Genomic DNA, 25795 nt, shown 5'->3' on the forward strand with positions numbered 1-25795 from the left:
CTATCTATATTTTATATTAATACTGACAATATCTGAAGCCATATTAGTAGTCCTAGCATAATGGCCATAACGAATCTCCAAAGTATTCCAGTGTTTGAGACCAAATACACCATTTGGAGGTGTAAATTTCATGCCCATTCCAAAGAAACTGCTGTCAAACTTTGATAAATCATAGTTGCTGGTATAGAATTCATCGGCTGCAGTATGTTCTCCGTAAGGTTTGAAATACTTGGTTCCGCTTTGGGTGTAATATCTGTAAAAAGGACTCAATGAAAATGCCTGAGTTAATTTGACAGGAATCTCCAGATCAGCAGTATGCGCTTTGATACTCCAATCATCAGTGTAATATCTATAGTATGCCCTGATAATCAAATTATCACCTAAGAAATAGCTTGCTCTTATTCCCAATGGAATTTTTAGTCTTGTGTCTGGCATTTTTTCTTGATGAACAGAACCGTCTGCAAAATAAACCCTGTGAAAAGGAAGGCTTAAATATCCGTTTTGGCTGATAACATCACCTACAATCATGACCTGTAAATTTTTGTTTATGACCTGTGAGTAACTCAAGGTTCCAGCAAAAGTATTCCTGTTGGCACTATCATAACCTTCGCTTCCAGGAGCACGGAGTTCAATTGGTTCAATTAATTTAAGCTGATCAATAAAAGTCTGAAATCTGGCAGTAAATTCACCGTTTTTGTCTTTTGTTTTTTGAGAGAAACTGATATTTCCTCCAAATGACTGATAATCAAATTCTGTCGATGAAGAAACGCCGATTCCAAGAGTTCTGCCTTTTTCTTCATTTTCTCTAAAATAAGTCAAAGAAGGATAGAAGCGGTTGTCTGAAGATGAAGCAGATGAATTTGCACTCAAATCAATCATATCTGACGAGGCGGAGGTATAATGATCGATTCCGGCTTCTATATCAAAAGTATGTTTGATTCCTGTCTCTCCGTATTTAACCAGTTTTACATCAATGGTATTGGCAATATCTGTAAGATGTTCAGAACCAATTCCTCCTGTAACTGCAGAATTGTTCCCATCCTGTTTATAGTAGCTTGACACTAAATTTACTTCTTCCAATTTTAATTTTTTGCTTTTGTAACTGGTAGAATCAGTTGGTGCATTTTGAGCCCTTGTCTGAAATAATGCCAATAAAGCAAATCCTGTTATGAATACCCTTTTCATTTTTAAGCTTTTGAGTATTAGTTGCAGCCGCAGCCACCACCGCTTTTTCCTGAATTCGCCCCGGAAGCTCCCTCGCGGTAGGATTGGAAACTAAGTTCCGTTTTTTCGATTTTCCTGTTGGAGAGCACCATTTCAGAATCGTTGAGTTTTCCCTTTTGGTATTCCTTTACAGAGGTGCAGGAGGTAAGCAGCATGCCATTAAAAGCAGTACTGCATAACAATACGAGAATTTTTCGCTTTGCCCTTTTCATTTTAGACGGATGTTTTTGGATGTGTAAATTTTGTTGTTATCATCAATTATTATGCAGTATAAATCAGGTATCTGATCTATTAAAAACAAGCCAGCTTTAATTCCCATAACAGCAATTGGAGTCGCCATTGCATCTGCAAATTCTGCATTTGAAGAGATAATGGTTACGCTTTTTATTCCAGTTATCGGAAGCCCGGTTTTTGGGTCAATAGTATGCGAATATTTTTTCCCATTAATGGTCACGAATTTTTCATAGTTGCCTGATGTAGCCACTGCTTTATTGGATATTTCCATATAAGAAAATGCCGCATTTGGCGCATCAGGATTAGCCACGCCTATTGTCCATTTTTTACCGTTCGGCTGCAGTCCCCAAGCGCAAAGATCTCCGCTGGCATTAATAATGCCGCTTTGTACATTATGTTTGATAAGAATCTGCTTTGCCATTTCTGCGGCATATCCTTTTCCGATGCCTCCAAAACCAATACGCATTCCTTTTTCTCTTAAAAATACGGTTGTGTTTTCTCTATCAAGGATAATATTTCGATAATCAATAAGATGTACCATTTTTAATGCTGTTTCAGCATCTGGCAGTATAGTCATAGATTTGTCAAAATTCCAAAGGCTTTTGTCAATGCTTCCATAAGAAATATCAAATGCTCCTTGCGTTATGCTGGAGATTCCGATAGATCTTTCGATAAGATTAAAAACTTCCAAATCTACTTTGACGGGTTTGATTCCTGCATTCTGATTGATTTGATTCGTCTGGCTATCCTCTTTATAGGTAGTCAATAGTTTTTCAATCCGCTTGATTTCTTCAATGGCCAGATTAATATATTCATTTCCTGTTTTTTCATTCACTGCAACAACTGTTATAGTAAAGTTGTTCCCCATAAGTTTCAGGGATTTTGAATATTTCTGTTTATTTGATATGTTATTTATGGCTGTCACAGATCGCTTTTATTTCGGCAGTCCATTGTTCAGGAGCAGTTTCTGGTTTTCCATGCCAGGTTTTGATTACTTTGCCATCAGCATCCAAAAGAAGCGTTAAAGGAAAACTTCCATCTTTATTATAAATTTCTGCTAAATCCTCATTTCGTTTAATCTGCTCAGGAGTTCCGATATTTTTCTTTTTTCTCGGAAAATCAGCATTGACAAGCACTAGATTTTCATTTGCCATGGCAGTAAAAACTTCGCTTTCAAAATAGTCTCTACGTGTTACAATACATGGGCCGCACCAGTCTGAGCCGGAGAAGTTCAATAGAATCAATTCGTGTTTTTCCTTTGCAATTTTTTTAGCATTATTAAAATCAGGTTCCCAGTTTATGGTAATTGCTGTTGTCAATAAAAGGAACAAGGTAATCAGCTTCATTTCAGAGTTTAGTTTTTTTAGATATTTACGAAATAACGGATTCTTAGCTGTCTTATTTTTTTTTATTGCTTAAGATTGGATTAATTTTTTTAATTAGCTAAAAGGCACATTCTGCCTTTTGGGATCTTAACACCAAAATATAACCTGACAATGCTGACATCGCTATTGCTAAGTACCCCGGTTGCAAATAAGAAGAACTGCCTTCTAATAGGTCTTTTTCAATAACATTCATTTTGATTGTTTTTCCAAATAAAATTAACTCAAAATACCTTTCGTTTTAGGGTAATTCCACTAGAATGATTCTAAATTTTATTTTCAGTTTTTGAGTAACATCCAGTTACAGCATGTGACTTAGTAGAATTTTGATTTCTTTGATTATTCTTTATCTGAATTTCTGCTTTTATAATTTGCTGTGCTACGATTTTTGACTAAAACTTAGATTTTAAATAATTTAAAGAAAAGCCTTGACTTTTTGTGATAAAAAAGGTTTCGCTCTAATAATGGTTCAAGTCATTTTTAAGATTGATGAAGATCATTTTCCCTCCCATATTCTTTAATCAATTTTTTTTTTGTCACAAAAAGGATGTTTGCTGTAGAGGTTCGATCTGCAGCACTGAATTAATTTTTTAAACTAAAAAGCGCCATGAAAAAGAATAATGACATTTTAAGAAAGGAAGTAAAAGAATCCCTAAAATGGGAGCCTATTTTACATAGCACTGAAATTGATGTGCTTCGCGCGCCATTGTATCTTTATGGAACATGTTATTATGAAAAACAATCCGGGGAACGGTATTTATAAGCTTTTCCATTTTTGTTGAAGATCTTGCCAGCCATGCGAAAATATACTGAAGCAGAATAATCAGGAACACTACGACAGCACCTTCAGCTATTGGTATCATAGCCAGCATAATATCGGAGAGAGTAGATTCGAGTGCAATCGAAGCAATGAAGTCAAAAGCGTTGAGCTGTTCAAGGGTTCTTTTTCCGGAAATTCTAACAAATAGGAATAGTACAATAAATGCAGTGACAGCTGTAGCTGCCGCTCTTATTATACTCTGCCAGTCATAGAAAAATATTTCTTTCATTACTGTTGCTTTTTTATTGTTGTCAAATGTCACTCTACTATATCATTGCCAGCGGCCACCAGACGGAAAAAAGGCTCATGCTTTTTTAAGTGGAGATCCAAATTATGATGCATGGCAACTGGTCCTATACTTCCCTGAACGCAGTAAAGTTCATAAACGGTCTGCGGATAAAAGGGGTAGGCGAGATCGGCGTTGTGGGAATGCTCCCGGCGATTGCCAATGCTGTTTTCAATGCTGCTGGAAAGCGCATCCATGATCTTCCGATCCATTTTGAAAGGCTTTTGTAATCCTGTGCATGAAAATAAAAAAGGGAAGCCCTGAACTGGGATTTCCCTTTATATGTCAAACCGTTAGAAATTTTTCCACCGCGGCATTGAGGTCCTTTCGAAGCAGCTCTATGGAATACTGCTTGGTGAGGAACTGGGCGGCATGGTTCTCGGCTGCAAATTTTTTGTCTATTTCGCTGGAGGATGTGCTGTAAATAATTACCGGAATATCCTGCAGCGAGGTTTCCTTTTTGATCTGCTGCAGGAACGCGCGTCCGTCCATAATGGGCATATTCAGGTCAAGAAAAATAAGATCTGGTTTGGAAAAGCCTTTCGATTTTAATTTCCCGAAGGCGGCAGATCCGTTTTCGGCCTGCTGGAATATAATCGACGGATGTTCCTGCTCGAGGATTTCCTGAAAAATCTCGCGGTCGTCCGGATCGTCGTCAATCAAAAAAATGGTGTTCATAATCTAGTATAAGCGGATGTAAATATACTGTTTTCCCCGCCACTTTCTTACAATCCCCCGATTTTTTCGTGCTGTACCGGCATAATGACCGTAAAGGCAGTTCCGATGCCTTCCTGTGAGGAAGCGGTGATCTCCCCATTATGGTTCTGCATGATCTTGCGACACATGGCAAGGCCGATTCCCGTGCCCGAGAACTGGTCATTTCCATGCAGGCGCTGGAAGATATTGAAGATTTGTTCGGCATGCTGCTGGGAGAATCCGATCCCATTGTCGCGCACTTCTATTTTTACATATTCAAGTTCGAGATCCAAGGCATGCAGCCTCTTTTCGGATTCCGGCATCGCTGATGCCGTAATGCTGATGCGAGGAGCCGCGTCAGGCTTGGTATATTTCAGGGCATTGGAGAGCAGGTTGCCGAAAAGCTGCGACATCTGAAGCGGTATGGCCTGCACAACAGGAAGCTGCCCGATCTGGATCACAGCATTTTTCTGCTCGATGATCAGGTCGAAATCAGCCAGTATATCTGTCAGTACATCGTTAAGATCTACCGGTTCGAACTCTTGCGCAATATTGGAGAGTTTCGAGAACTGGAGCACGTCCTTGATGAGGTTTTCCATCCTTCTGGAGGATGACATGATCTTGTCGATGTAGAAATGTACCTTCAGGGGATTCTTCTCCAGGTTGCTTCTCATCATATCGGTAAAGACGCTGATCTTGCGGATCGGTTCCTGCAGGTCATGGGAGGCGATGTAGGCAAACTGTGAGAGCTCCTTGTTGTTGGCTTCCAGTTCGGCATTGGCGGACTGCAGTTCTGCTGTCTTCTCCTTTACCTTGAAAGCCAGTTCCTGCTGGAGTTCCCTCTGCTTGGTCACATCCTGGGCGGTACCGCTCAGGGAAGCCACCTGTCCTTCGTTGCCGAACTGCACCTGCGCATTGGCGTGGATGATGCGGTGCTGTCCCGTTGTTTGGTTTACGATCTCGAATTCGTAATCATAAAAATGCTCCGCTGAGCCGCTGAGCGCCTCCTGAAGCGCCTCGACCACCTTATGCCTGTAGGGCTCGCTGATACGCTCTAGAAACTCCCCTCGGTCCGCTGTATTGCTTTCCAGTCCGAGCCATTCTTTAAAACGGTCTGAACAGGTTATGGTCTTGTCTTGGGCGTCAAGGGTCCAGGTAGATAGTTCTGCCAGTTCGATGGCGCCACTCAGCGCCATTCGGACCTCTTCGAGTTTTTTGGAGGCGATCACCTGCTCGGTGACATCTGTGGCAATATCCATGATGCCGTATACCTCGCCGTTGGCGTTCCTTACAGGGGCATAGGTGAATTCAAAATAATAGGTGCTGATTTTCCCGTTGAGCTTCAGGTCCGCCGGCATGGCGTGGCCGTAATAGGTTTCCCCGGTGCGGTACACTTCGCGTAGGATATCCATAAAAGGCTGCCCGATAAGTTCGGGCACTGCCTGCAGAAAAGGCTGTCCAATCACAGACCGGTCCTTGCCCCAGTATCCTATCATAATATCGTTGGCGATCTCAATTTCCATATCATAGCCGGTGAACAGGCAGATCCCAAACGGGGACTGTTCGATCATGGCAGTGACCTTGTACTGGCTTTCAATTACCGCCTGCCTTGTGGAGATGATTTCATCAATATCCATGCAGAAGCCGGCGTAGCCGCCATACTGCCCGTCGGTATCATAGAAAGGGTCTCCTGCGGCACGGCACCAGATGAGCTCGCCCGTATTTTTTCTTGCCCTGAAAAGAACGTCAAAGTGCGTTTTTTCGGCAAGGGCCTTTATATATGTTTCTTTTGTCCTGCCGTAGTCCTCTTCTGCGATGACCCAGGTCCATCTGCCTGCCAGCAGCTCTTCATAGGGAAGTCCCGTAAAGTCGATGAGGGTCTTATTGAAATAGGTGATCATCCCTTCGGCATTGGAGAGCCATAATCCGGTAGGAGAACTGTCGGTCACGTTCTTGAAATGGCGGTCTGCCTCGCGTTTTGTTTTCTCAAGCCTTGATTCCGCCTGCTGGAGTGCCAGACGGCTGTTTTCCCTTTCGGTGATATCGGCAACGGTTCCAGAAAAAGCCGCGGTCTTCCCATCGGAATTGATGATGCGGGCTGCCGATACGGCAATGCGGTGCACGCTTCCGTCATCCCAGATGACCCTAGGGGTGTAGTAAAAGGTACCGTTTTCCATCCCGCTCTCAATGGCGCTGCCCCTCAGGTGCAGGTCGTCAGGATGCACGTACTTGAGGAATTCCTTCCTGCTGAGCCCCGGTTTGAAGCTGCCGCAGAGGATCATGCTGAACTCTGGTGAATATTCAAGGGTATTGGCGCCGTAGTCCACGCTGAACAGCCCCAGCCCCATACTCTGAATGGTAAGGTCGGTAAGCTGTCTGGATTTATGGAGTTCATCGGCGGCTTTCCTGTGCTGGGTTACGTCCTGCACGGTGCCGTTGAAGCGGTATGCCTGCTTATTGCCGTCAAACCATGCTTTTCCAAGGGCACGCACTATACGGGGCTGTCTGGTTTTTGGATGTATGATGGTATATTCGATATCATATCTGCCGCCTGATTCGTACTGAAGGGCGGTATTGATTGAATCAGCGACGCGCTGGCGGTCCTTCTCTGCTATAGCCTCAAATGCCGCGGTCAGTTTTATCTCTTCATTGTTTTTGAGCCCAAACCATTCCTTAAGCCTTGCATTGGCGGAGAAACGGCGTGTTTTTGGGTCAAGGTCATAGGTCCCGAATTCAGCCGCATTGATGGCAAATTCGAGTTCATCCCTGTTTTGTTTTAGCTGGATGCTGCTGTTTACCTTTTCGGTGGTTTCATTGCAGATTACCAGCACGCCCTTTATCTTGCGGTCGTCATCTCTGACGGGGCTGTAGCTGAAAGTCCAGTAGGCTTCTTCCATTTTACCGTTGCGCAGGATGGGCATGAGCAGGTCATCATACCATACGCTTTCCCCGGCGGTCAATACTTTTGTGATCAGCGGATGGATAAAATCCCACATTTCAGTCCAGCATTCGATGCCTTTCTGTCCCATGGCTCTGGGATGTCTGCCTTCCTTGCCGAAAATAGGGCGGTAGGAGTCGTTGTAGAACTGGATCAGGCCGTCTCCCCACCAGAGGAACATCGGGAATTTTGATGACAGTATGGTGGCGATGGTATTTTTCAAATTTTCAGGCCAGCTGTCTGGCGTGCCCAAAGAATGGCTTTTCCAGTCAATATTTCTAATAAGCTCGGCGGATTCTCCTCCGTTCTGAAGGAAGTAGTAGTCTGAAGTGGTAAGGTCTTGGTTCAAGTCTGTGGTTTTGGGCAGGAATTCCGAGCGGAGACTGCCATTGGTTTTCCGTAAAAGTAGTCAATTTATTTTTTCCAGTCGTTTTGATGAAAAAGAAGTTCTTCTTCCTGTTCTGCATCTTCTCCCAGCCCTTCAGGCGCATAATGATGTTTTTCGTATTCCATTAGATATCTTTTAAGAGGCTGTGGTTTGGCTATTCAACCTATATAATTTTTAAAAGTACTCTTTTGGACTCAGGCCGTTTTACACAATTACGTTCCGGCGTTTTAAAATTTTCACCTTGCAGCCTTCCTGCATTTTTTAACACATTCCGCTGATGCGCATATGGTCTAAATATTTAAATTTGGTTGAGGAATAAACAAAAAAACAGCAATTTTTCACAATGGAAAAAGCGATACAACTAAAGGTGAGAAAAGATTTGGATGCCAGACAGCAGCATACGATCCTAAAACTCAAGGGAAGCCTTATTTCAAAAGGCTATACGGAAATCATCCACATCCTTGACAAGGACGAGCAGTACCATATCAATTATTTCGAGACCGAGGCGGACAGGGGCACCGAGGTGCGGGATTACATCAGGGCATTCATCAGTGATGAAAACCTCATTGATGCCGCCGAGATGCTTTCATAAGAGGCTATAAATGTCCGGGCGCATTTTGGTAGATGAACTCCTGGAGCTGTCGGTCGATCTGGGCATCCACAGGTGAAGAGGTGGCATTTTTGCCATAGAAGCGGATGCGTTTTTCTTCCCGCGAAATCGCTGAGCCCCGAAAGGGCGTCCGCAAAACCCGCCGGGAGCGATTCCCAGCAGAGCTTCTCGGGCGAGGTGAGGTCCTCGAGCCTTAGGATGTACTCAGGGTTATGGACATCCGCACCGTTTTGGCGGATGGTCAGTTCAAAATCATTGTCATGGTCACGCAGCGAGCCTGTCAGAAAGTAGGATAGCATCATAATTCCAGTTTAAGGTGAGATCAGTTCAACATCCCGCAAGATAGCCTAAAACCAAATGAAGGCTGTTATATCAGGGCATCTTAAAATTTACAGGATTCCGACTGGAAATGATGCCTTACAGTGTCTGCGCGCCAAAAAAAAAAAACCGGCATACTGCCGGCTCAAGCCAATTCTTTTTTTGCTTTCTTTTTCTTCATCCTGTCCCTTATCCGGCACAGGTTCTCGGAAAGCATGCTTAGAATCTTTTTGTGATATTTTGAGGGCTCGTTCTGCATGCCCCTGCACTGCAATATTTCCATACGGCTCAGGGAGATTTCAATGGTTTCAACGGATTTCTCTGCGACCTTAGCCGAAAGAATCAGCGAATCCTTTCTGCTGTAATACTCATTAGTAAACACGCAATGGTGCAGTTCGTCGCCCTCGACCATAAAATCCCTTACGTTTTCTATCACAGAAATGCTCAAGTCTTTTTCCTGAAAGGACAGCCCGAAAAAGCGCTTCTTGTCGCTTGAGTACCTTTTCTGCGCCTTTTCGATTTGAAGGCGAAGGTCGTGGAGCTTTTTCTTTCTGAGCAGATCCCTTTTTCTTTTCACTAAGCGGTCATGCGCTTCATGCAGGTTTTCAGGGCAGACAAAGAAAGGGTTTGAAAGGTCTTTGCCGAAATAGCGCAATAGTTCCAAATAATCCTCCCAAATCTGCACATCTGAAATTTTGCAATTGTTTTTAATGACCGTTTTGACTGCCTGCCAATTGCGTTTTATGTTTTGGCGTGATGCGCCGAGATAGTACTGCAAAAGGTTCAGCTGACGGGATTTGAGCAGGGTTTCTGCAATGGGGTCGGACAACAGCGATGCAAAGAGCAGGTGGGGTGCAATGTCATAAACTGATGATTTAAAACCGTTGCGTTTTAAGATTGGAAGCACTTTAATTTTCGGATAGACCTTGAAAGGATTGATATAGAACTTGGCATTTCGGGTGAAATCTTTTGGCTTTATTTCGAGCGGGGAGTAGAATTTCCAAGCATCGTGGGTGCTTGAAAATACATTGGTAGAGAGCGCAAGGGTGCGCACGTCGCCTTTGGGACTTATCCAATGCTGCATGACCTCTTTGTGGAAATAGGTCGGGGCGAGATTCTTTTTCATGTGCTTGTGGGCAATAACCATACGCACCACCTGAAACCCCGCACAGGTTTCCACTACGGCAAAGTATTCGGTTTCCTTGAAATGCACCTGATTGTAGGGCATCATTTTGAGCTTTCCTGCGCAGGCAGGACAGGTGGTGAACTTGGCGCAGGTATCTGCACAAGAGGGTTTCCATACGTGGGCGCATTCCAAACAGCAAAATTTGGAGCGTGACAATACGCCCCATTTGAGAAAGATATTCTGCTCCGCCCACAGAAATATCTCTTCTCTAATGGGTGCAAGTGAGGCGCTCAGCGCCGTCAACTGCTTTTCGATGATGGTTTTGGGTATCATAGGTCAAAGAGTGTCAGGGCGGTCTGCACCGCAGGTTTTACGTCTTTCTTTATTGTTGGAACAGGCTCGGTTCTCATAGGCACAGCAGGGGCTGCAGGCTGTGAGAACAGGTCGGCGGGCGCAGGGGTCTGCACCACGGCTCTGCATGCAACAGGGGCGGGCGTGCCGATGGAATCATCGGTGTAGTATCTGACTGCCATGTCGAAGATTTCCTGATTGTCAAAGGCGCAGAAACCTGTTTTTTTGACCTCGCCGAAAATGTAGTTCAGACAGCTCTCCAGATTCTTGGAAGCTTTGGCGTAGTGTGGCGCAAAGGCTGTATCGCCCTGCGCCAAAGTGCTTAGATAATTCTCTATGGCTTTTCTAAAATTTTCAGAAGCTTTCATAATGAAGAGATTTAAGATTGAAAATTTTCACTCAAAGAGCCTTGAATAGAGGTCATAGCAGTATTCCTCAAAGCAGAGCCAGCACACAAAAGTGTAGTGCAGGGTCTGAAAACGGTTCTCGATCGGTTCGCCGATGGCTTGTTCGAGTTCGGCTCTTATATTTTCAAGGTCATCGATATGTTCGATGTAAAATGCTCTGCAGTCATCGTGGTAGATAAATTCGGATATCATCCCGCTGATGCACCCGCCCCTCTGCAGGTCAAGGAAAAAGGATTTGAGCTGTTCTTTGCGTTTTCCGTCATAGGAAGTGATGCTTCGCAGAATGATTTGGTTAAAGGCATCGCTTACACGGTACTGGGAATAAGAAGATTTTTGTAAGGCTTTCATAATATTTCATTTAGGCGTGTATAAAAATTGGCTTGAAAAGTCTAGAAAGGCAGGTCGTCGGGATTCTCCGATTCCTCCTGCTTTTTGAGGGCGGGTGCAGGCGCACTATTCTGCGTTTGGGCAAATACCAGTATCTTGATATCCGAGGTGTGAAAGGTCAGAGAGCCGTGCGCCTGGGCGTCATTTCCGATATAGACATTCAGCCCGATGCGCCCGAAGAGCTGCACCAAAGTCCCTTTTTTGAGCCACTGCGCCAGTCCTGCGCTGAGCCAATACGAGCAGTCGATATAGGTTACAATCTTTTTGGTTTCGGTGCTTCCTTTGGGCTTGTAGCTGTCGTTGACCGCTATGGAGAAGTTTACCACCTCACGGTTTTGCTTTACTTTAAAAACTGAGGCATCTTTTACAATTCGTCCTGTGATTTCCATGACATAAAATTTTTAGTGAATACTTGTTCGAGTTTTCTTTCCCCGTCGTCCGAAACGCAAATTTTTCAAAAGAAAAAACGGGAAAAAAGAAAGCAAAGAACCAGTGGGCGCAAGGAGCCGGAGTGCTATAAGTCCCGAAGGGCGGCGGGGAGCCGTTATGCGCATGCAGGTGAGGGCGGACACTACTTTGGCTGCCCTTTTAACCCGTTTTGAATTGGAAGATTTTTATATAATTCTTTGAAAATCAGTATTTATACGCAGCTAAAAACAAATGCAAAGCTGTAGATTTGAGGGTCTTTTTAACTGAAAACCAACCTCTTAACCAATCGAAAATTATGGGAACGATCAAATACCTTAAATCAGAAACAGCGAAAGTCTATAAAGCAAGCGATGCCGAAGATGTCCTTATCGAACTGCTCTGGGGAGACCGTGTAGAGATCCTTGACCCCGTACCCCAGAACGGCCTTCTGCGCGTGCACAGCAGATGGGCGCCGTCAGGGTATCTAGACCCCAAATACCTTGGGGATAAACCGCTTTAGGAGGTTTACTTCATTGATGTGGGACAGGGTGACGGCATACTGATCGTGACCCCTGACCGCAAGCATATCCTGATTGACGGGGGCTATACCCGAAAGATGCAGCCCCATGGCAAAAGCGTCGCCGATTTTGTGGACTGGAAGTTTGCCATCGATTACAAGGAGCAGAAAATCGTTATCGATGAGATGATCTGCAGCCACTGCGATGCAGACCATTACGGCGGTCTGTGGGACCTGATCAATGCGGCGGAAAATGCCGAACTGGACTGCACAAGCGTTGAGATCAAGAAATTCTATCATGCGGGGGCAGGCTGGTGGACCAAGGATGGGCAGAGAAGCCTTGGAAAGATCGAAAACGGATATATCAAATCGCTTTTGGATGACCGCAATTCCATCATAGCAGGCCTCGAAGGTGGTGAATACAAACTTCAGGGAGAGTGGGCGAAGTTTATGGAATGCATCAAAACGACGCAGGCGGAATGCAAAAGGCTGTACTACAATCCCAAAAAAGACTTCGGCCACCTGCCAGGGTATGAAAAAGAGAAACCGCTGTCGATAAAAGTACTCGGTCCGATCGAAACCACTGTGCAGGGACAGCCGGCCCTGAAAGACTTTAAAAGCCCTTCCCAGAATACCAATGGGAATTCATTACTGCTCAGGCTGGACTACGGTAGGAGCAGAATCCTGCTCACAGGCGATCTGAACCAGAAAAGCCAGCAGCATATACTGGAAGCCCTGGCGGGGAGCACCCAGGAACTGGCAGCCGATGTGGTGAAGTCCTGCCATCATGGAAGTGATGACTGTTCGTATAGTTTCCTGCAGTACGTGCAGGCTGCAGCCACCATTATCTCCTCGGGAGATGATGAAACGCATGCCCATCCAAGGCCTAATATAGTCGGCGCATCGGGAGCAACAGGTTTTCGAAAAATCTCAGGTGACAAATTGCTCACGCCGATGATCTACAGCACGGAGATCTCCAGAAGCCTTAAAATCGGGAATCCCTACAGGGTCAGCTATAAAGACTACCAACATCAGGGAAATATTTTTGACTTGAACCTCTTAGACGAAAAAAAGATACAGGTATCCTATAAGCAAACCAAATCAGGAGGACTAAATGCGGAAGACAAGACCACTTCCTTATCCAGATTAAGGGTTGCAGATAAATTTGTCTACGGACTGGTGAACGTGCGCACCGATGGCAATAAGATATTGTGCGCTGTTTTAAACGAAGGCAACAGCAGCTGGGAAATCAAGAGTTTTGAATCAAGATTCTAGCCTGCTGCTTCATTAGATTCTAAATTCTCCAAAGGGCAGCACCGCCGAATTCAGCGGTGTTTTTTATGTTTAAATCAGGAAGGCAATAGAGTGTGGAATTGTACTGCTCACTTTGTGCACTACTGTCTTACATGTTTTCTGAATGACCTGACGATTTCAAAAATGCCAATACTGACCGCTATCCTTGCTATGAAATCCAATAAGGCGCTCCAGGCACCCAAGACTGCGATATCCTGCATGAAATCAATCCTGTGCAGCGGATTTAAAAACTGTGGAAAGAAAGGAAGATAATTGGTCAGGAAGGTATTGATTCCTGTTATGCTTACATCCAGGCCAACTGCTGAAAGGCTGGCTGTAAAAAAGCAGAAAAACAGGAAAGACATTAAAACTGTGACCATACAGGCCTGAGGCCAGTTAGTGCCGTGGCTGCTGTAAAATTTTGAGACGATGATTGAGAAACGCGATCCTCTATGCCGCTGGTCAGATACTGATTCGTATCTGAAATATTTATACAGATAGAGCTGCGAAATCCGGTAGTATTCCGCCTTATCTTTAGTATTGTTCTGTTTAGCGGCTGAAGAGTACAGGTCATTGTATATATTATAGTAATTCAGAAAATCATCTGTGGAGTTGACATCTGGAATCTGGGAATTTATAAGTTTAACAGCAGACAGGTCGGAGTTAAGTAATTTCAATGCATATCTTTCAAACATTATGCTTTTTAATTCCAATATGCCTGCAGAGGAGTTGTTAATGGTAAATTCTGCTGAGAGGTCATCGTAATACTCCAGAAAATCGGTATAGTAGTTCTGTTCTATAAATTCCCTGAATCTTAAAACAGGGTGGTAGCCGCTGTAAATTTCCAGTGTGCTTATGCCTTTTCTGTAGAGTGCGTGCACAATCTGCAGCTCGTTATGATGAACTTTGTCAAATTCGCTGTATGCCTTGATATACTTTTCCAGCGTCTGGTCTGTAAATCTTTTGACCCCGACCGGCCTTAGTTTGGAAAAATAGAATTTACCGTCGTTATTGAGATCATTGAATTCTATTTTTTTATTGATGATATTATTGAAATCAAGCCGTGAGGAAACATTATAATAGCCAGAAAGGCTGATATTGTTGATGACCGCTTTTTTCGCAAAAATAGTTGCACCTGAAGAAGAATCGACGGCCAGCGTATCTACAAGGAGAAATTTACCCGATAAAGAAATCTGCGTTTTTTCATTTAACGGCTTGAGGTCAAGAACCTGAATAAAGCCGCCTTCTATAGTGATGCCATTTGTAGATTCTGTTTTGGAAAGCGTAAGGTATTTTAATTTACAGTGATTTATGGTAAGCCCCTGATGAAAAAGGCAGTTGTTGAAAATTAGTCCAGCGCCTTCAATATCAAAAACGATGAATTCCTTTTCAAAGGAACAGTGCCTGAATTCCACCCTGTCTGCCATGGTTGTGTTCTTTATGAAAACATCATCAAAATGACAGTTGGAAAAAGTGACAGGTTCGTTGATACTGTCCACCTCTATGATCAGTATTCCTTCGATTTTCCTATCTGTGATATGTTTGGTGGCATACGGTGTTACTGCGCTGATTAAAGCTGTGTTGCGTAAGAGTTTCAGGATATCTGCCGGAATGCTGTTTTCCAAGAGTATGATTTTTTTAATTTAAAGACCTTGTGCTTGTGCTCGAATAGTTATTTCAAAGATAGTGAATTTATATTGTCAGAATAATTGTTCAAAGCAGCGGCAGGTGTATTTTGAGATTTCGCACTATAGTAGTATCTTAGCAGAGAATGAAAAGTACGCCCTGCAAAGGCTAACAGCAATTATGGGACCCGAACAGTATATCAGACTCTCACAGCTCAACGACCAGATCCAGGACACGATCAATTCCCGCTTCAAGGGACAGACGTACTGGGTTGTGGCTGATATCACCAACCATTCCTTCAAGGCCGACAAGAAGATCCATTACTTTGAGCTGGTGGAGAAATCAGCCAGCAGCAGCGCGATTACAGCCAAAATACTGGGCAAGTCGTGGGGAGCCGGAGCGCTGAAGATCCTTGATTTTGAAATCGCAACCGGACAGCGCTTCAGCAACAACCTTCATGTGCTGGTGCAGGTGAGCGTGGACTACCATCCCCTGTATGGCCTGTCGGTGAACCTTCTGGACATCGACAGCAATTTCATGCTCGGCATACTGGAGCAGCAGCGCAATGCCACACTGGCAAGGCTGACAAGAGAGAATGATTTCATACACAAAGAAGGCGAGGGGTATTCCACCCTCAACAGCCGTCTGAAGCTTCCTGCGGTCATCCAGAGGGTGGCGGTAATCTCTTCAAGCAGTTCTGCGGGAAACGAGGATTTCCGCCACACGATGCAGCATAACGATTTCGGGTATGTCTTTCAGATCGATGACTATCATACAGTCGTGCAGGGCGACAACAACGCCAAGCTGTTCCTAAACAAGCTTATCGAGGTCTACAACACCGGTATTTCTTACGATGCCATTGTCATTACAAGGGGAGGCGGATCGCAGTCCGATTTCCTGATTTTTGACAACTACAATATCGGAAGGGCTGTCGCCAAGTTACCCATTCCAGTGATCACCGGAATCGGACACCAGAAAAACGTCAGCATCACCGACCTTATGGCGCATACCCATACCAAAACCCCGACCAAGGCGGCGGAGTTCATCATAGCGCACAACCGCAGTTTTGAGCAGCACATCCTCTCCCTGCAAAGGACCATAGCCATGAAATCGCAGCAGCTTTTCCTCCGATATTACAAAGAACTCAGCGAACTTAAAAGTATGGTCAGCCACAATGCAAGGGAACTGATCGCCGCGCAGAAAGAAGAGCTTGTGCTGCAAAAGCAGCATATTTCGCAGGCAAGCCGAAACCTGCTGGCGAAAGAAAGGCAGAACCTGCTGCTGAGTGCCCAAAAAGCACTGCAAAGGCCGCAGCGCATCATCCAGCAGCAAAAAAGCGACCTTGAATATTTAAAAGGCAGCCTGAAGATCTTTACCGTCCAGTACCTGCGCAGCCGAAAACTCCAGCTGGAGGATCACCGGAAAACCATAAAACTGCTGTCCCCGCAGAATGTGCTGAAAAGAGGGTATGCCGTGATACGTAAAAACAGCAAAATTGCAAACGGGGCTGAGAACATACAAGAAGGAGAGGAAATAGAGATAGTACTAAAAGATGCCATACTTAAAAGTACGGTCAATGAAAAAATACAATACGATGGAAAACACACTGACTTATGAGGCAGCAGCCAAAGAGCTGGCCCTGATTGCAAAAGAAATGGAAGATGAGAGCATCTCTGTGGACGAGCTGGCGGCCAAAGTGAAAAGGGCATCCGAGCTCATCGAGTTCTGCCAGGCAAAACTAAAATCCACCGAGGCGGAAGTGGCCAAAATCATCAGCGGAATGGAGAACCCGAAGGAGTAAAGACGGCGCCTGCATACTAAAAAGGCATTTTCCGGCGTTATAGTATCAGATATAAGCCGATCAAACGCCTGTAACGAATACCGTTCTGCAGGAGAGATACAAGCCTAAAAACGTACAAAAGCCCAGCCGCTGATAACAGCACTGGGCTTTTGCATTGATAATGATCAAACAAAAAAAACTAAAAAGCTAAAAATAAACAGAGAAGCTAAAAGATAACAAATAAGCTAAAAATAAATAAAAACGAATCTTAAGGTTTCTCAAAGTTTCCACCACTTTTTTGCATCCTTTTTGTCTTTTTGAGTATTTTCATCCGGCTCCGCATCAAAAATAGCATCGGGGGAAAATTCCGGATTGTCCTTCGTTTGCAGTGCAGGGTCCTGCCCAAAAGGGTCAGGAGCTGTTTTCAGATGCTCGGCAAGTTCCAGAAGTTCCTTCGGCCCTTCTGAATCCCCGCTGTCCTCGGAAAAGGCGGTCAGATGCCTGAAGCCGAAATCGATGGGCTTTACTTTTCCAATATCGAAAAAATCCACCAGATATTCCTTTTTCTCCAGATTCACCGTCTGTATTCTTCCTTTATTCCAGATCGGATGCAGGACCATATCGCCTTCGCGGAAAGCGGTGTTTTCCGAAGGCTGAGCAGCGCCCAGGCTGTTTCGGCTGTTTTCTATGATCTGCTGGGAGAGCACCCCTTTTCGGACATAGAATTCCTCCTTGATTTCAAAAAGAAACCTTGAAGGATATTTATTGAGTCCCGTGGTAAAATTAAAGCCTTCGGAATCGGTCATGTAGAAGCGTTTTTCGGCGCGTGTGACGGCCACATACATGAGCCTTCTTTCTTCTTCAATGGCACGCGCCCTTCTTTCCTTGACCGACAGTGCGCTCGGCAGCACGCCCTCCGTGAAACCGCATAGGAAGACATAAGGGAATTCAAGCCCTTTGGAAATGTGTATGGTCATCAGTTTGACCTTGTCCTGATTGTCGGTATCGGCATCCAGATCGGTATACAGCGATACTTCCTGCAGGTATTCGATGATGTCCACAGGAGCGTTGTTTTCCTTTTCGAGCAGCAGCATGGAATTGACAAGCTCCTTGATGTTCTCCAGCCTGTCCTCGTCACCGTCTTTGCGGTAGAGCTCGGAAAGCCCGCTTTTATCGAGTATGATCTTCACAAGGTCCGATATGGATTTCGTTTTGGCTGTTTCGCGCAGTTCTGCAATCAGCCCCAGAAATTCAACAGCGCCTTTTTTTGCCAGTTCCTTGTCTGTTATATTGTTTTCGAGTGCCTGCAGGAGCGATAGGTTCTGTTCGCCTGCCAGAAGGCTGAGCCTTTCAAGGAATTTTTTGCCCAGTCCTCTTGAAGGATGGTTGTGCATGCGCAGGAAAGAGAAATTGTCCCCCTGTACGATAAGCCTTAAAAGGGAGAGTACGTCCTTGATCTCTTTTCTTTCAAAGAAACGGATGCCCCCAAAAATGGCGTAGGGAATATTGTCCTTGATCAGCGCCTGCTCAATATTTCTGGAAAGATGGTTGGAGCGGTACAGTATGGTTATATCAGAATACGAAGCCTGCTCAGCCTGCAGTATCTCCTTGATTTCAGCGGCTATCCACCGGCTCTCCTCAAAGTCATTCTTTCCGTGAAAGTGCACCACTTCAAATCCTTGAGGCTTGTCGGTGACCATGTCCTTATCCACCCTTACCGTATTGTTCTTGATGATGTGGTTCCCGATCTTCAGGATGTTCGGCGTGGAGCGGTAATTGCGGTTCATGATAATGGTCTGCGTATCGGGGAACATGCTGTCAAACTCCACCAGATATTCGGGCTTGGCACCGCGCCATTCGTAGATGGTCTGGTCTGGATCCCCGACAAGGAAAAGGTTCTGGTGCAGGCGCGAGAGCATTTCCACCAGATGGAACTGGTTCTCGGAGCTGTCCTGCGCCTCATCCACCTGAATATAATGCAGGTTTTCCTGCCATTTCAAAAGCACATCGGGGTTGGTGTCCAGAATAAAAGCCGTGAAATGGATCAGATCATCAAAATCCAAGGCATAGTTGCGTTTGAGCTTGTCCAGATAAATCTGGAAGATACGGCTGGAGAGCGAATCGCTTTCATCCGGTTCAAAGCCTTTGTTTTCAAGGATATAGCCCAGGTAATTTGAAGTGCTTTTCTGCTTGGATATAAAGCGCAGCACCTGTTTGAAGGTCAGGTGTTTGGAATTGATCTGCAGCTCGCTGAAAATATCGCGCAGTATGCTTTTCTGATCTTCGGCGTCCAGTATGATAAAGTTCTTCGGATAATGTATTTTGTTGATCTCCTCACGCAGGAACCTTACGCAGAAGCCATGATAGGTGGTGATGAAAGCCAGGTCATAGGTATCTCCGATAAGCGCCTTGACACGTCTTTTCATTTCCTGGGCGGCCTTGTTGGTAAAGGTAACGCAGAGTATGTTGGAGGAGTTTATCCCAAGCCTGTCCACAATGTAGGCAAAGCGAGAGGTAAGGGCTTTTGTTTTCCCAGATCCCGCACCCGCAATAACACGCACGTATCCTTCTGTGGTCTTCACGGCCTGAAGCTGGCTGGGATTAAGGTTTTCTAGAATCGGGTCGTTCATTTTCTGCAGCAATAATTTTTTTGGTCTTGTTGATTTCAAGACAGGCAGACCAATACCTGTTATGCAAATTTAGGCAATTATTTCCAAGCCGTACCGAAGGCTTAAATAGAATTGTGTTTTTGTGTGAAACCCATAGATATACTTTTGTAAAACATTTATATAATGGATTTTATGTTGTTTTATCTAAACTGTCTGTTTATTATATAGACCCTTGCAGCATGCAGAAAGAGGATCGAGGGAAAGATAAGGCATAATAAAAATCCTGAAGGGAACCTGCAACCGATAAGGCCGCTAAGCTATCTTCAAGATCTTATTTCATGCTTAAGATTTCCAATCGGTTTGATCCTGTTCTCTTAAGCCATTTCCATGCGATTTGCGCTACTTATTTATGATAAGTCTGATCCTAGTTCAAAAAATAGTTTTATATCCGTCACAGGGCGTAAAAACCCCTTTAGCCTAAACAGCAGTCAAAACTCAAGGAATCAATTCATCGTCATCCTCAACTGCTTTTTCTTCGTCAAGGGTTCTTCTGTCAGCATCGGGGTTACGCTCATCCGGACGTGGATTGGCGTGTTCTGAAGCATCGCTGTGAATTCCGGTGGTATCATTCTCGTGCTGGTTGATGGCCGGATCTTTTTTCTCCAAAAGTTCTGAATTTATGGAATCATCTGCTGCGTGATAGGTACGTTCATCCTGATCGTATCTATTCTGATTTTCTCTAGACATGATCTTCTTTTTTTAGTGTCATATTAAAATTTGGCAAAGCATTCAATTTTTTGATTTGTAGTATTTTAATGTATTATTACTAGTGTAAAACTTTAATATCGATAATTAAAGGAAAAATGAAACTATAAATCAATATATACTGCTTTTTTAAAAGCTTAAAGCTGTGATAATTTTGAAGGGTCCGTTGCCTCTTCAATGCTTTTCTCTTGGGGATTATAATGGGCATCATCATGCCACGGGCCGTCTTTCAAGCGGACCGATTCCGATGCGCTTTCCCTTGAAGGGGGATTCTCGCTGATATGTTCCACAACTTCCTCTACCGTTGTGCCGGCAGCCCTAACGGCATCTTTTAAGATTTCCTCAGGCACATTGAGCTTTTCTGCCCACAGCTGTATTTCGTTTTGATCGGAGATATCGATATGGGCATTATCCTCTTGCCCTGTTCTGTTTATATTTTCCATGATTCTTAATTTTAATGGTTTATCCAAAGTTACTGTGGGCAGACCCAATGCTGTTATATTATAAAACAGGAATATTATAGGATTGCTATGATATTCAATGATTTATAATCTGTATCTAAAGCAATGGATCAATGGCAGTAAAAATGGAAAAATAAGAGCGCTGATATATAAATAATAAAAAAAAAACGTTAGACTTCCCTGACCTGACGGAAGGTAAGGTTGATCCTTGGCAGGACAGGACGGGCGGTCTTGGGAACCTGATGCTCCCAATGGGTATTGGTATGGCCTGCCATGAGCAGAAAGGTCCCGTGGTGCAGCGGGATTTCTATCGGCGCAATATGTTTGAGCGTTTTATGGCGCAGGCGGAACAGGCGCGTTTCCCCGAAAGTCACAGAAGCGATGTTCATGTCCTTGTTGCTCGATGAAGTCTTGTCGCTGTGCCATCCCACGCCGTCAGTGCCGTCCCTGTAGAGATTCAGCAGCACGGCGTTAAAGTTTATGCGGGTTTCCTTTTCCACACGCTGCCTGATCTGGAGCAGCTCCAAGGGCCAGTCGGGATTGGATCTGCGCTCGGGCCTGCCCGAATCCCCATACCATGAGATCATGCGCGGAGCCGTGACCACCTTGTCGTACATCGGCATTTCATATTCCCTCCACTGGGTGCCATGGTATAAAACATTGTAATAATGATCGGATTCGGCTTTGCTGAAAAAATTATCAATCAGCAGCAGGTCGGCATCGGGGACGTCAAATATTCTTCTGCCGCCATTACCCGATGAAAAAATTTCGGTATCATCAAAAAGCATCATCTTTTTTATTTTTTTAGTTCATACTCAGGCTGCCATCGTAAAGCCGGAAGAAGCCTGTCAATTGCCCATTTTGAGCCTTGGAATATTGATTTCATGTTCCTGCGGATACGGCGCACGGTGGGTCATGCTCACATCTTCGCGTATTTTCTGCTGCGTCCTGTATTTCCAGTCGTTCTCATGCTCATAGCGGGGATCGGGTATAAAGGGCATCTTGGCCATCTTTGTGACCGTTATGGTCGGAAAATGGTAATCCACCTCAACACTGCCCAGCAGCAGGTAGCATCCGCCTCCCTGGAAAGGGTACGACGCCAGGCTGTCGGTAAAATGCGCAGTATCAAAAAGCTGCCCTTCAGCATCTATCCAGGTCCCGAAATACATGGCGCCCATCTTGGTGGGCACATGCTTGCGAGAGATCAGATAGGCCAGCATACGCACCTGTCTTTTATGATGGTCCAATAGGTCTTTTGCCATCACATTGCCCCTGAAAGGGGTCTGGAGCAGGTCAAAGGGGGAGCAGGAGACCGGAAAGCCCAGCAGCTCGATCTCATCAAAGGCATCTTCAAAAGCGGAGCGATCCAGCTGGGGAAGCACAAATTCCTTAACAGGCTCCTGAAGCAGCATCGGGCTGCGGTTCTCGGGCTTGAAGTTCACCAGGATCAGACGGGCAATGACCAGCAGCTGGTTTTTTGTTTTTCCCGTGAAGCGGAATGCGCCGATGAAAATCAGGATCTGTATGGCTTCTATTCCAATGGGTATGCGGTTGATGAAATCCTCCAGCGACTTGTAAAGCCCGTTTCTTTCCCTTTCCTGCTGGATCAGAAGGGCTGTTTTGGATTCAAGGCTCTGCAGGTGCATGAAACCCAGATATACATCAGATCCGTATAAGGTGGTTTCAAATTCGCTTCTGTTCACACAGGGATTGTGCACTGCGGCTCCCGACATCTTCGCTTCATGCACATATACTTCGGTGCGGTAGAAGCCTCCCTGATTGTTGATCACCGCTACCATAAACTCGATGGGATAATGCACCTTCAGATACAGGCTCTGGTAGCTTTCAACGGCATAGGAGGCAGAGTGTGCCTTGCAGAAGGAATAGCCTGCAAAGGACTCGATCTGGCGGTAGATTTCCTGGCTCAGCGCCATGGGATGCCCCTGCGCCGCGCAGGATGCAAAGAAGTTGTCCTTTACCTTCTGCAGGGCGGCCTTTGAACGTCCTTTTCCCGACATGGCACGGCGCAGGATATCCCCGTCGGCAGCCGGAAGCCCGCCGTAATGCAGGGCAATTTTGATCACATCTTCCTGATAGACCATAATGCCGTAGGTTTCCCCGAGCTGCTCTTCGAATACCGGATGGAAATATTCAAACCTGTCGGGATGATTGTGCCTGAAGATGTATTCCTTCATCATTCCCGACTGCGCCACTCCGGGACGGATGATGGAGGAGGCTGCCACAAGGGTTTTGTAGTTGTCGCATTTCAGGCGGCGAAGCAGCCCGCGCATGGCAGGGCTCTCGATATAAAAACAGCCTATGGTCTTTCCCATTGACAGATAGCTGTTGCAGCTTTTCTCATCCTTTGAAATCGTGGTGTCACGTATATTGAGCCGTATTCCCTGGTTTTTCTCAATCAGCCTAACGCTGTCGTCAATATGTCCGATTCCGCGCTGGCTCAGGATATCAAACTTTTCAAGCCCGATATCTTCCGCCGTATGCATATCAAAAAGCACTATAGGAAAGCCCTTGGGAGGCATCTCCAGCACGGAATAATTGGTGATGGGCTCCTCGGAAATCAGGATGCCACATGAATGCATGCTTCTCTGGTTGGGGTATTTCTCCAGCATCATGCCGTACTGCTGCACTTCGCGGACCACTTCATTGGCGGGATGCAGGGTCATCGGGTTTTTGGCCAGCGCATCCAGTTCTTCCTTTGGAAGCCCGAAAACCTTGCCGACCTCACGGAATATGGAGCGGTATTTGAATTCCACATTGGTGCCGCAGAAAGCCACATGCTCATAGCCATAGCGGGAAAAGATATATTCAAGGATCACGTCGCGTTCCTTCCAGCTCCAGTCGATATCAAAATCCGGAGGGCTTTTGCGGTTCAGGTTCAGAAAACGCTCAAAGTACAGATCCAGCTCCAGAGGACAGATATCGGTGATGCCAAGGCAGTAGGCGATGATGCTGTTGGCGCCGCTTCCGCGTCCTATATGCAGAAACCCCTGGGAATTGCTGAAACGGATGATATCCCATGTGATGAGGAAATAGCCACTGAATTCCAGCTGGTCAATTACCTTTAGCTCCCGGAACATCCTTGATTTAGCCTCTGCATTGTTTTTTCCATAGCGCCATTCCAGCCCCTGCTGGGCAAGGGTGGTCAGAAGCTGCAAGTCGTCCTTTTTATTGTTTGTATAGTATTTCTTGTTTTTAGGCGTTTTGAAATCAAACTCAAAATTGCACTGTTCAATAATCATTTCCGTATTGGAAATGATCTGCGGATAGTCTTCATAACATTTTAGGATCCTCTCCATATCCACCATAACCTCTGTCTGCCTGCAGTGATCTGATGCAGAAAGGCGTGAAAGAATTACGTTCAGGTCAACAGCCCGCAGTATCTTATGCAGTTTGAATTCCGTTTTGGTTCGGAAGGTAACAGGCTGGAGCACTACCATTTTATCTATTTTGGTCTTCCAGCCGCCCAGCACCAATGTCGGGCGCTGTTCGGGACGCAGGCCGATGAATTCATGTTCCTTTAGAACGGGGGGCACATTCTCCAAAGGATAGATCACAAAAACATTTTCAAAGTCGGGAGCAGACAAAGGAAGCGGGGTATTCTCAAAATTATGGCGGGTCAGAAAACGGTTCATCTCGGCAAGTCCCGCCGCATTTTTTGCCAGCCCGATATAGCGCAGCTTATGTCCTGAGCGGAATTCCATTCCGACAACTGGCTTGATGCCCGCAGCCTGGCATCCCTTTATGAAATCATAGATTCCTGTAACCGTATTGATATCAGTGAGTGCCATAGCCCTCACACCTAAGTCTGCTGCCTTGGATATCAGGTCCTCAAGCGGTATGGTGCCATAACGCAGGGAGTGGAAGGAATGGCAGTTGAGATACATGATTTATTTTTTGCGTTTTAGAATTTCGTCTTTGGTATTGGGCTTAAATGAAGCCCCGGCGCACCGCATCACCGCATCAAAACCGTAACGGTTTTTCATCCGGTCCATGGCCTGGTAGAGCGCCAGCATTTCTTCGGTATCATTGAAGAGGTCAATCTGGTAGGTTCCGCGCACCAGTCCGCTGAAACGCACGCCGATAAGGCGCAGGCGCATACGGCGCTGGTAGAGCTTGTCAAAAAGATCCATTGCGGTCTGGGTCAATATGTGGTCAGCCGAGGTATACTGGACCCTACACTGCCTCGTTTCGGTATCAAAATTGGCATACCTGATCTTGACCGTTACAGTCGAGGTCAGCCACTGCTCGGAGCGCAGCTGATAGGAAAGCTTCTCGACCATCCCCAGGATAACCCTTCCCAGTTTATCGATATCAATTGTATCCTGGGAGAAAGTATGTTCGGTGGAAATAGACTTTCTCTCCGTGTAGGGCTCAACGGGATTATTGTCAATGCCGTTTGCTTTCTTCCAGAGTTCGATTCCGTTCTGTCCGATCATGCGCTGCAGAGCCTCGGCGGGCATTTCCGATAGGGTTTTGATGGTGCGTATCCCGATGCGGGAGAGCAGCTGGAAGGTCTTGTCGCCCACCATCGGTATTTTGCGCACCGAGAGCGGGTTTAGAAATGACTGCACTAAATGTTCGGGGATCTCCAAGTTTTGCTTCTGCTTTCCTTCACCGGTTCCAATCTTGGATACCGTTTTATTGATTGAAAGGGCAAAGGTGAGGGGCAGTCCCGTTTCCTTTGTGATGCGGCGGGCCAGCTCATCGGTCCATTTGTAGCTGCCGTAGAATTTGTCCATTCCGGTAATGTCCAGATAAAATTCGTCGATAGATGCTTTCTCCACCACAGGGGCTTTTTCCTGAATGATTTCGGTCACATCATGTGAAAGCCTTGAATAGAGTTCCATATCGCCTTTCATGACTTTGGCCTGCGGGCACAGCCTGAGCGCCATCTGGATCGGCATGGCCGAGCGCACCCCGAAACGCCGCGCCTCATAGGAGCAGGAAGCCACAACACCCCTTTCGCCCCCGCCGATAATTAGCGGAATGCCGTTAAGCTCAGAATTGGTAAGCCTTTCGCAGGATACGAAAAAGGTGTTCATGTCAATGTGTACAATAGCCCGGTTCATAATCTTGATCATTTTATACTTGTCAAAATTAGTACAGGTAGCAACAATTTTTAAAAATTAAATGTTCTAAATAATAACA

23 protein-coding genes are annotated in these 25795 nt (G+C 45.4%); 4 read left to right on the top strand and 19 right to left on the bottom strand.

What is annotated here, in order from left to right; translation table 11 throughout:
* The 8 genes from NU08_RS10160 to NU08_RS10195 form a co-directional block, all read right to left on the bottom strand.
* The gene (locus NU08_RS10160; protein ID WP_129747009.1) at positions 1 to 1185 is read right to left on the bottom strand and encodes a DUF3570 domain-containing protein; all 1185 of its coding nucleotides are present in this window, start codon (positions 1183 to 1185) and stop codon (positions 1 to 3) included.
* 17 nt (positions 1186 to 1202) lie between these two features.
* On the bottom strand, positions 1203 to 1379 hold the full coding sequence (locus tag NU08_RS10165; protein ID WP_242502535.1) for a DUF4266 domain-containing protein: 177 nt from the start codon (positions 1377 to 1379) through the stop codon (positions 1203 to 1205).
* Positions 1380 to 1432: 53 nt separating this feature from the next.
* Positions 1433 to 2326, bottom strand: coding sequence for an FAD:protein FMN transferase (locus tag NU08_RS10170; RefSeq protein WP_129747011.1), 894 nt, complete (start codon positions 2324 to 2326; stop codon positions 1433 to 1435).
* A 40-nt stretch (positions 2327 to 2366) separates the two neighbouring features.
* On the bottom strand, positions 2367 to 2804 hold the full coding sequence (locus NU08_RS10175) for a thioredoxin family protein (protein ID WP_129747012.1): 438 nt from the start codon (positions 2802 to 2804) through the stop codon (positions 2367 to 2369).
* 701 nt (positions 2805 to 3505) lie between these two features.
* Positions 3506 to 3889, bottom strand: coding sequence for a DUF421 domain-containing protein (locus NU08_RS10180; protein ID WP_129747013.1), 384 nt, complete (start codon positions 3887 to 3889; stop codon positions 3506 to 3508).
* Between the two features lie 29 nt (positions 3890 to 3918).
* Positions 3919 to 4158, bottom strand: a complete 240-nt coding sequence (locus NU08_RS22310) for a hypothetical protein (protein ID WP_165352445.1) — start codon at positions 4156 to 4158, stop codon at positions 3919 to 3921.
* A 73-nt stretch (positions 4159 to 4231) separates the two neighbouring features.
* Positions 4232 to 4624, bottom strand: a complete 393-nt coding sequence (locus NU08_RS10190) for a response regulator (protein ID WP_129747015.1) — start codon at positions 4622 to 4624, stop codon at positions 4232 to 4234.
* Positions 4625 to 4671: 47 nt separating this feature from the next.
* Entirely contained in the window at positions 4672 to 7929 is a 3258-nt protein-coding gene (locus NU08_RS10195; RefSeq protein WP_129747016.1) for a PAS domain S-box protein, read from the bottom strand.
* A gap of 382 nt (positions 7930 to 8311) precedes the next feature.
* Here NU08_RS10195 and NU08_RS10200 point away from each other — a divergent pair, with 382 nt between their 5' ends.
* Positions 8312 to 8560: a hypothetical protein gene (locus tag NU08_RS10200; protein ID WP_129747017.1), complete on the top strand. Its 249-nt coding sequence runs from the start codon at positions 8312 to 8314 to the stop codon at positions 8558 to 8560.
* A gap of 481 nt (positions 8561 to 9041) precedes the next feature.
* Here NU08_RS10200 and NU08_RS10205 read toward each other — a convergent pair whose 3' ends face one another.
* Genes NU08_RS10205 through NU08_RS10220 form a run of 4 tightly spaced genes read right to left on the bottom strand, consistent with a single transcriptional unit; the run spans position 9042 to position 11556 of the window.
* A complete protein-coding gene (locus tag NU08_RS10205; protein WP_129747018.1) occupies positions 9042 to 10355 on the bottom strand; it encodes a PcfJ domain-containing protein in 1314 nt (437 codons plus the stop codon).
* Positions 10352 to 10741 (bottom strand): PcfK-like family protein, encoded by a 390-nt coding sequence (locus tag NU08_RS10210; protein WP_129747019.1) that lies wholly within the window; start codon positions 10739 to 10741, stop codon positions 10352 to 10354. Before NU08_RS10210 ends, NU08_RS10205 begins: the two co-directional genes overlap by 4 nt.
* Positions 10742 to 10768: 27 nt before the next feature.
* Positions 10769 to 11128 (bottom strand): hypothetical protein, encoded by a 360-nt coding sequence (locus tag NU08_RS10215; protein ID WP_129747020.1) that lies wholly within the window; start codon positions 11126 to 11128, stop codon positions 10769 to 10771.
* 41 nt (positions 11129 to 11169) lie between these two features.
* Complete coding sequence (locus tag NU08_RS10220; protein WP_129747021.1) at positions 11170 to 11556, bottom strand: single-stranded DNA-binding protein; 387 nt, start codon at positions 11554 to 11556, stop codon at positions 11170 to 11172.
* A 557-nt stretch (positions 11557 to 12113) separates the two neighbouring features.
* Here NU08_RS10220 and NU08_RS10225 point away from each other — a divergent pair.
* Positions 12114 to 13367, top strand: coding sequence for a ComEC/Rec2 family competence protein (locus tag NU08_RS10225; protein WP_165352446.1), 1254 nt, complete (start codon positions 12114 to 12116; stop codon positions 13365 to 13367).
* Between the two features lie 119 nt (positions 13368 to 13486).
* Here the strand turns inward: NU08_RS10225 and NU08_RS10230 are convergent, their stop codons facing one another.
* The gene (locus NU08_RS10230; RefSeq protein WP_129747023.1) at positions 13487 to 15010 is read right to left on the bottom strand and encodes a hypothetical protein; all 1524 of its coding nucleotides are present in this window, start codon (positions 15008 to 15010) and stop codon (positions 13487 to 13489) included.
* A 181-nt stretch (positions 15011 to 15191) separates the two neighbouring features.
* Between NU08_RS10230 and xseA the strand changes: the two genes are divergently transcribed.
* Together xseA and xseB are read left to right on the top strand one after the other, a co-directional pair.
* A complete protein-coding gene (gene xseA, locus NU08_RS10235) occupies positions 15192 to 16628 on the top strand; it encodes an exodeoxyribonuclease VII large subunit (RefSeq protein WP_129747024.1) in 1437 nt (478 codons plus the stop codon).
* Positions 16588 to 16812: an exodeoxyribonuclease VII small subunit gene (xseB, locus tag NU08_RS10240; RefSeq protein WP_242502532.1), complete on the top strand. Its 225-nt coding sequence runs from the start codon at positions 16588 to 16590 to the stop codon at positions 16810 to 16812. The genes xseA and xseB overlap by 41 nt, the downstream gene beginning before the upstream one ends.
* A gap of 257 nt (positions 16813 to 17069) precedes the next feature.
* Here the strand turns inward: xseB and NU08_RS10245 are convergent, their stop codons facing one another.
* The 6 genes from NU08_RS10245 to dinB form a co-directional block, all read right to left on the bottom strand.
* On the bottom strand, positions 17070 to 19421 hold the full coding sequence (locus NU08_RS10245) for an ATP-dependent helicase (RefSeq protein WP_129747025.1): 2352 nt from the start codon (positions 19419 to 19421) through the stop codon (positions 17070 to 17072).
* Between the two features lie 474 nt (positions 19422 to 19895).
* On the bottom strand, positions 19896 to 20147 hold the full coding sequence (locus tag NU08_RS10250) for a hypothetical protein (protein WP_129747026.1): 252 nt from the start codon (positions 20145 to 20147) through the stop codon (positions 19896 to 19898).
* A 155-nt stretch (positions 20148 to 20302) separates the two neighbouring features.
* Complete coding sequence (locus NU08_RS10255; RefSeq protein ID WP_129747027.1) at positions 20303 to 20608, bottom strand: DUF3606 domain-containing protein; 306 nt, start codon at positions 20606 to 20608, stop codon at positions 20303 to 20305.
* 188 nt (positions 20609 to 20796) lie between these two features.
* Positions 20797 to 21417: an alpha-ketoglutarate-dependent dioxygenase AlkB family protein gene (locus tag NU08_RS10260; protein ID WP_129747028.1), complete on the bottom strand. Its 621-nt coding sequence runs from the start codon at positions 21415 to 21417 to the stop codon at positions 20797 to 20799.
* 57 nt (positions 21418 to 21474) lie between these two features.
* The gene (locus tag NU08_RS10265) at positions 21475 to 24531 is read right to left on the bottom strand and encodes a DNA polymerase III subunit alpha (RefSeq protein ID WP_129747029.1); all 3057 of its coding nucleotides are present in this window, start codon (positions 24529 to 24531) and stop codon (positions 21475 to 21477) included.
* Between the two features lie 3 nt (positions 24532 to 24534).
* Positions 24535 to 25716 carry a DNA polymerase IV gene (dinB, locus tag NU08_RS10270; protein WP_207214067.1) on the bottom strand — a complete coding sequence of 394 codons (1182 nt, stop codon included), beginning with the start codon at positions 25714 to 25716 and terminating at the stop codon, positions 24535 to 24537.
* Between the last annotated feature and the right edge of the window lie 79 nt (positions 25717 to 25795).

The organism is Flavobacterium anhuiense (genome assembly GCF_004151235.1).
GTDB lineage: Bacteria > Bacteroidota > Bacteroidia > Flavobacteriales > Flavobacteriaceae > Flavobacterium > Flavobacterium anhuiense_A.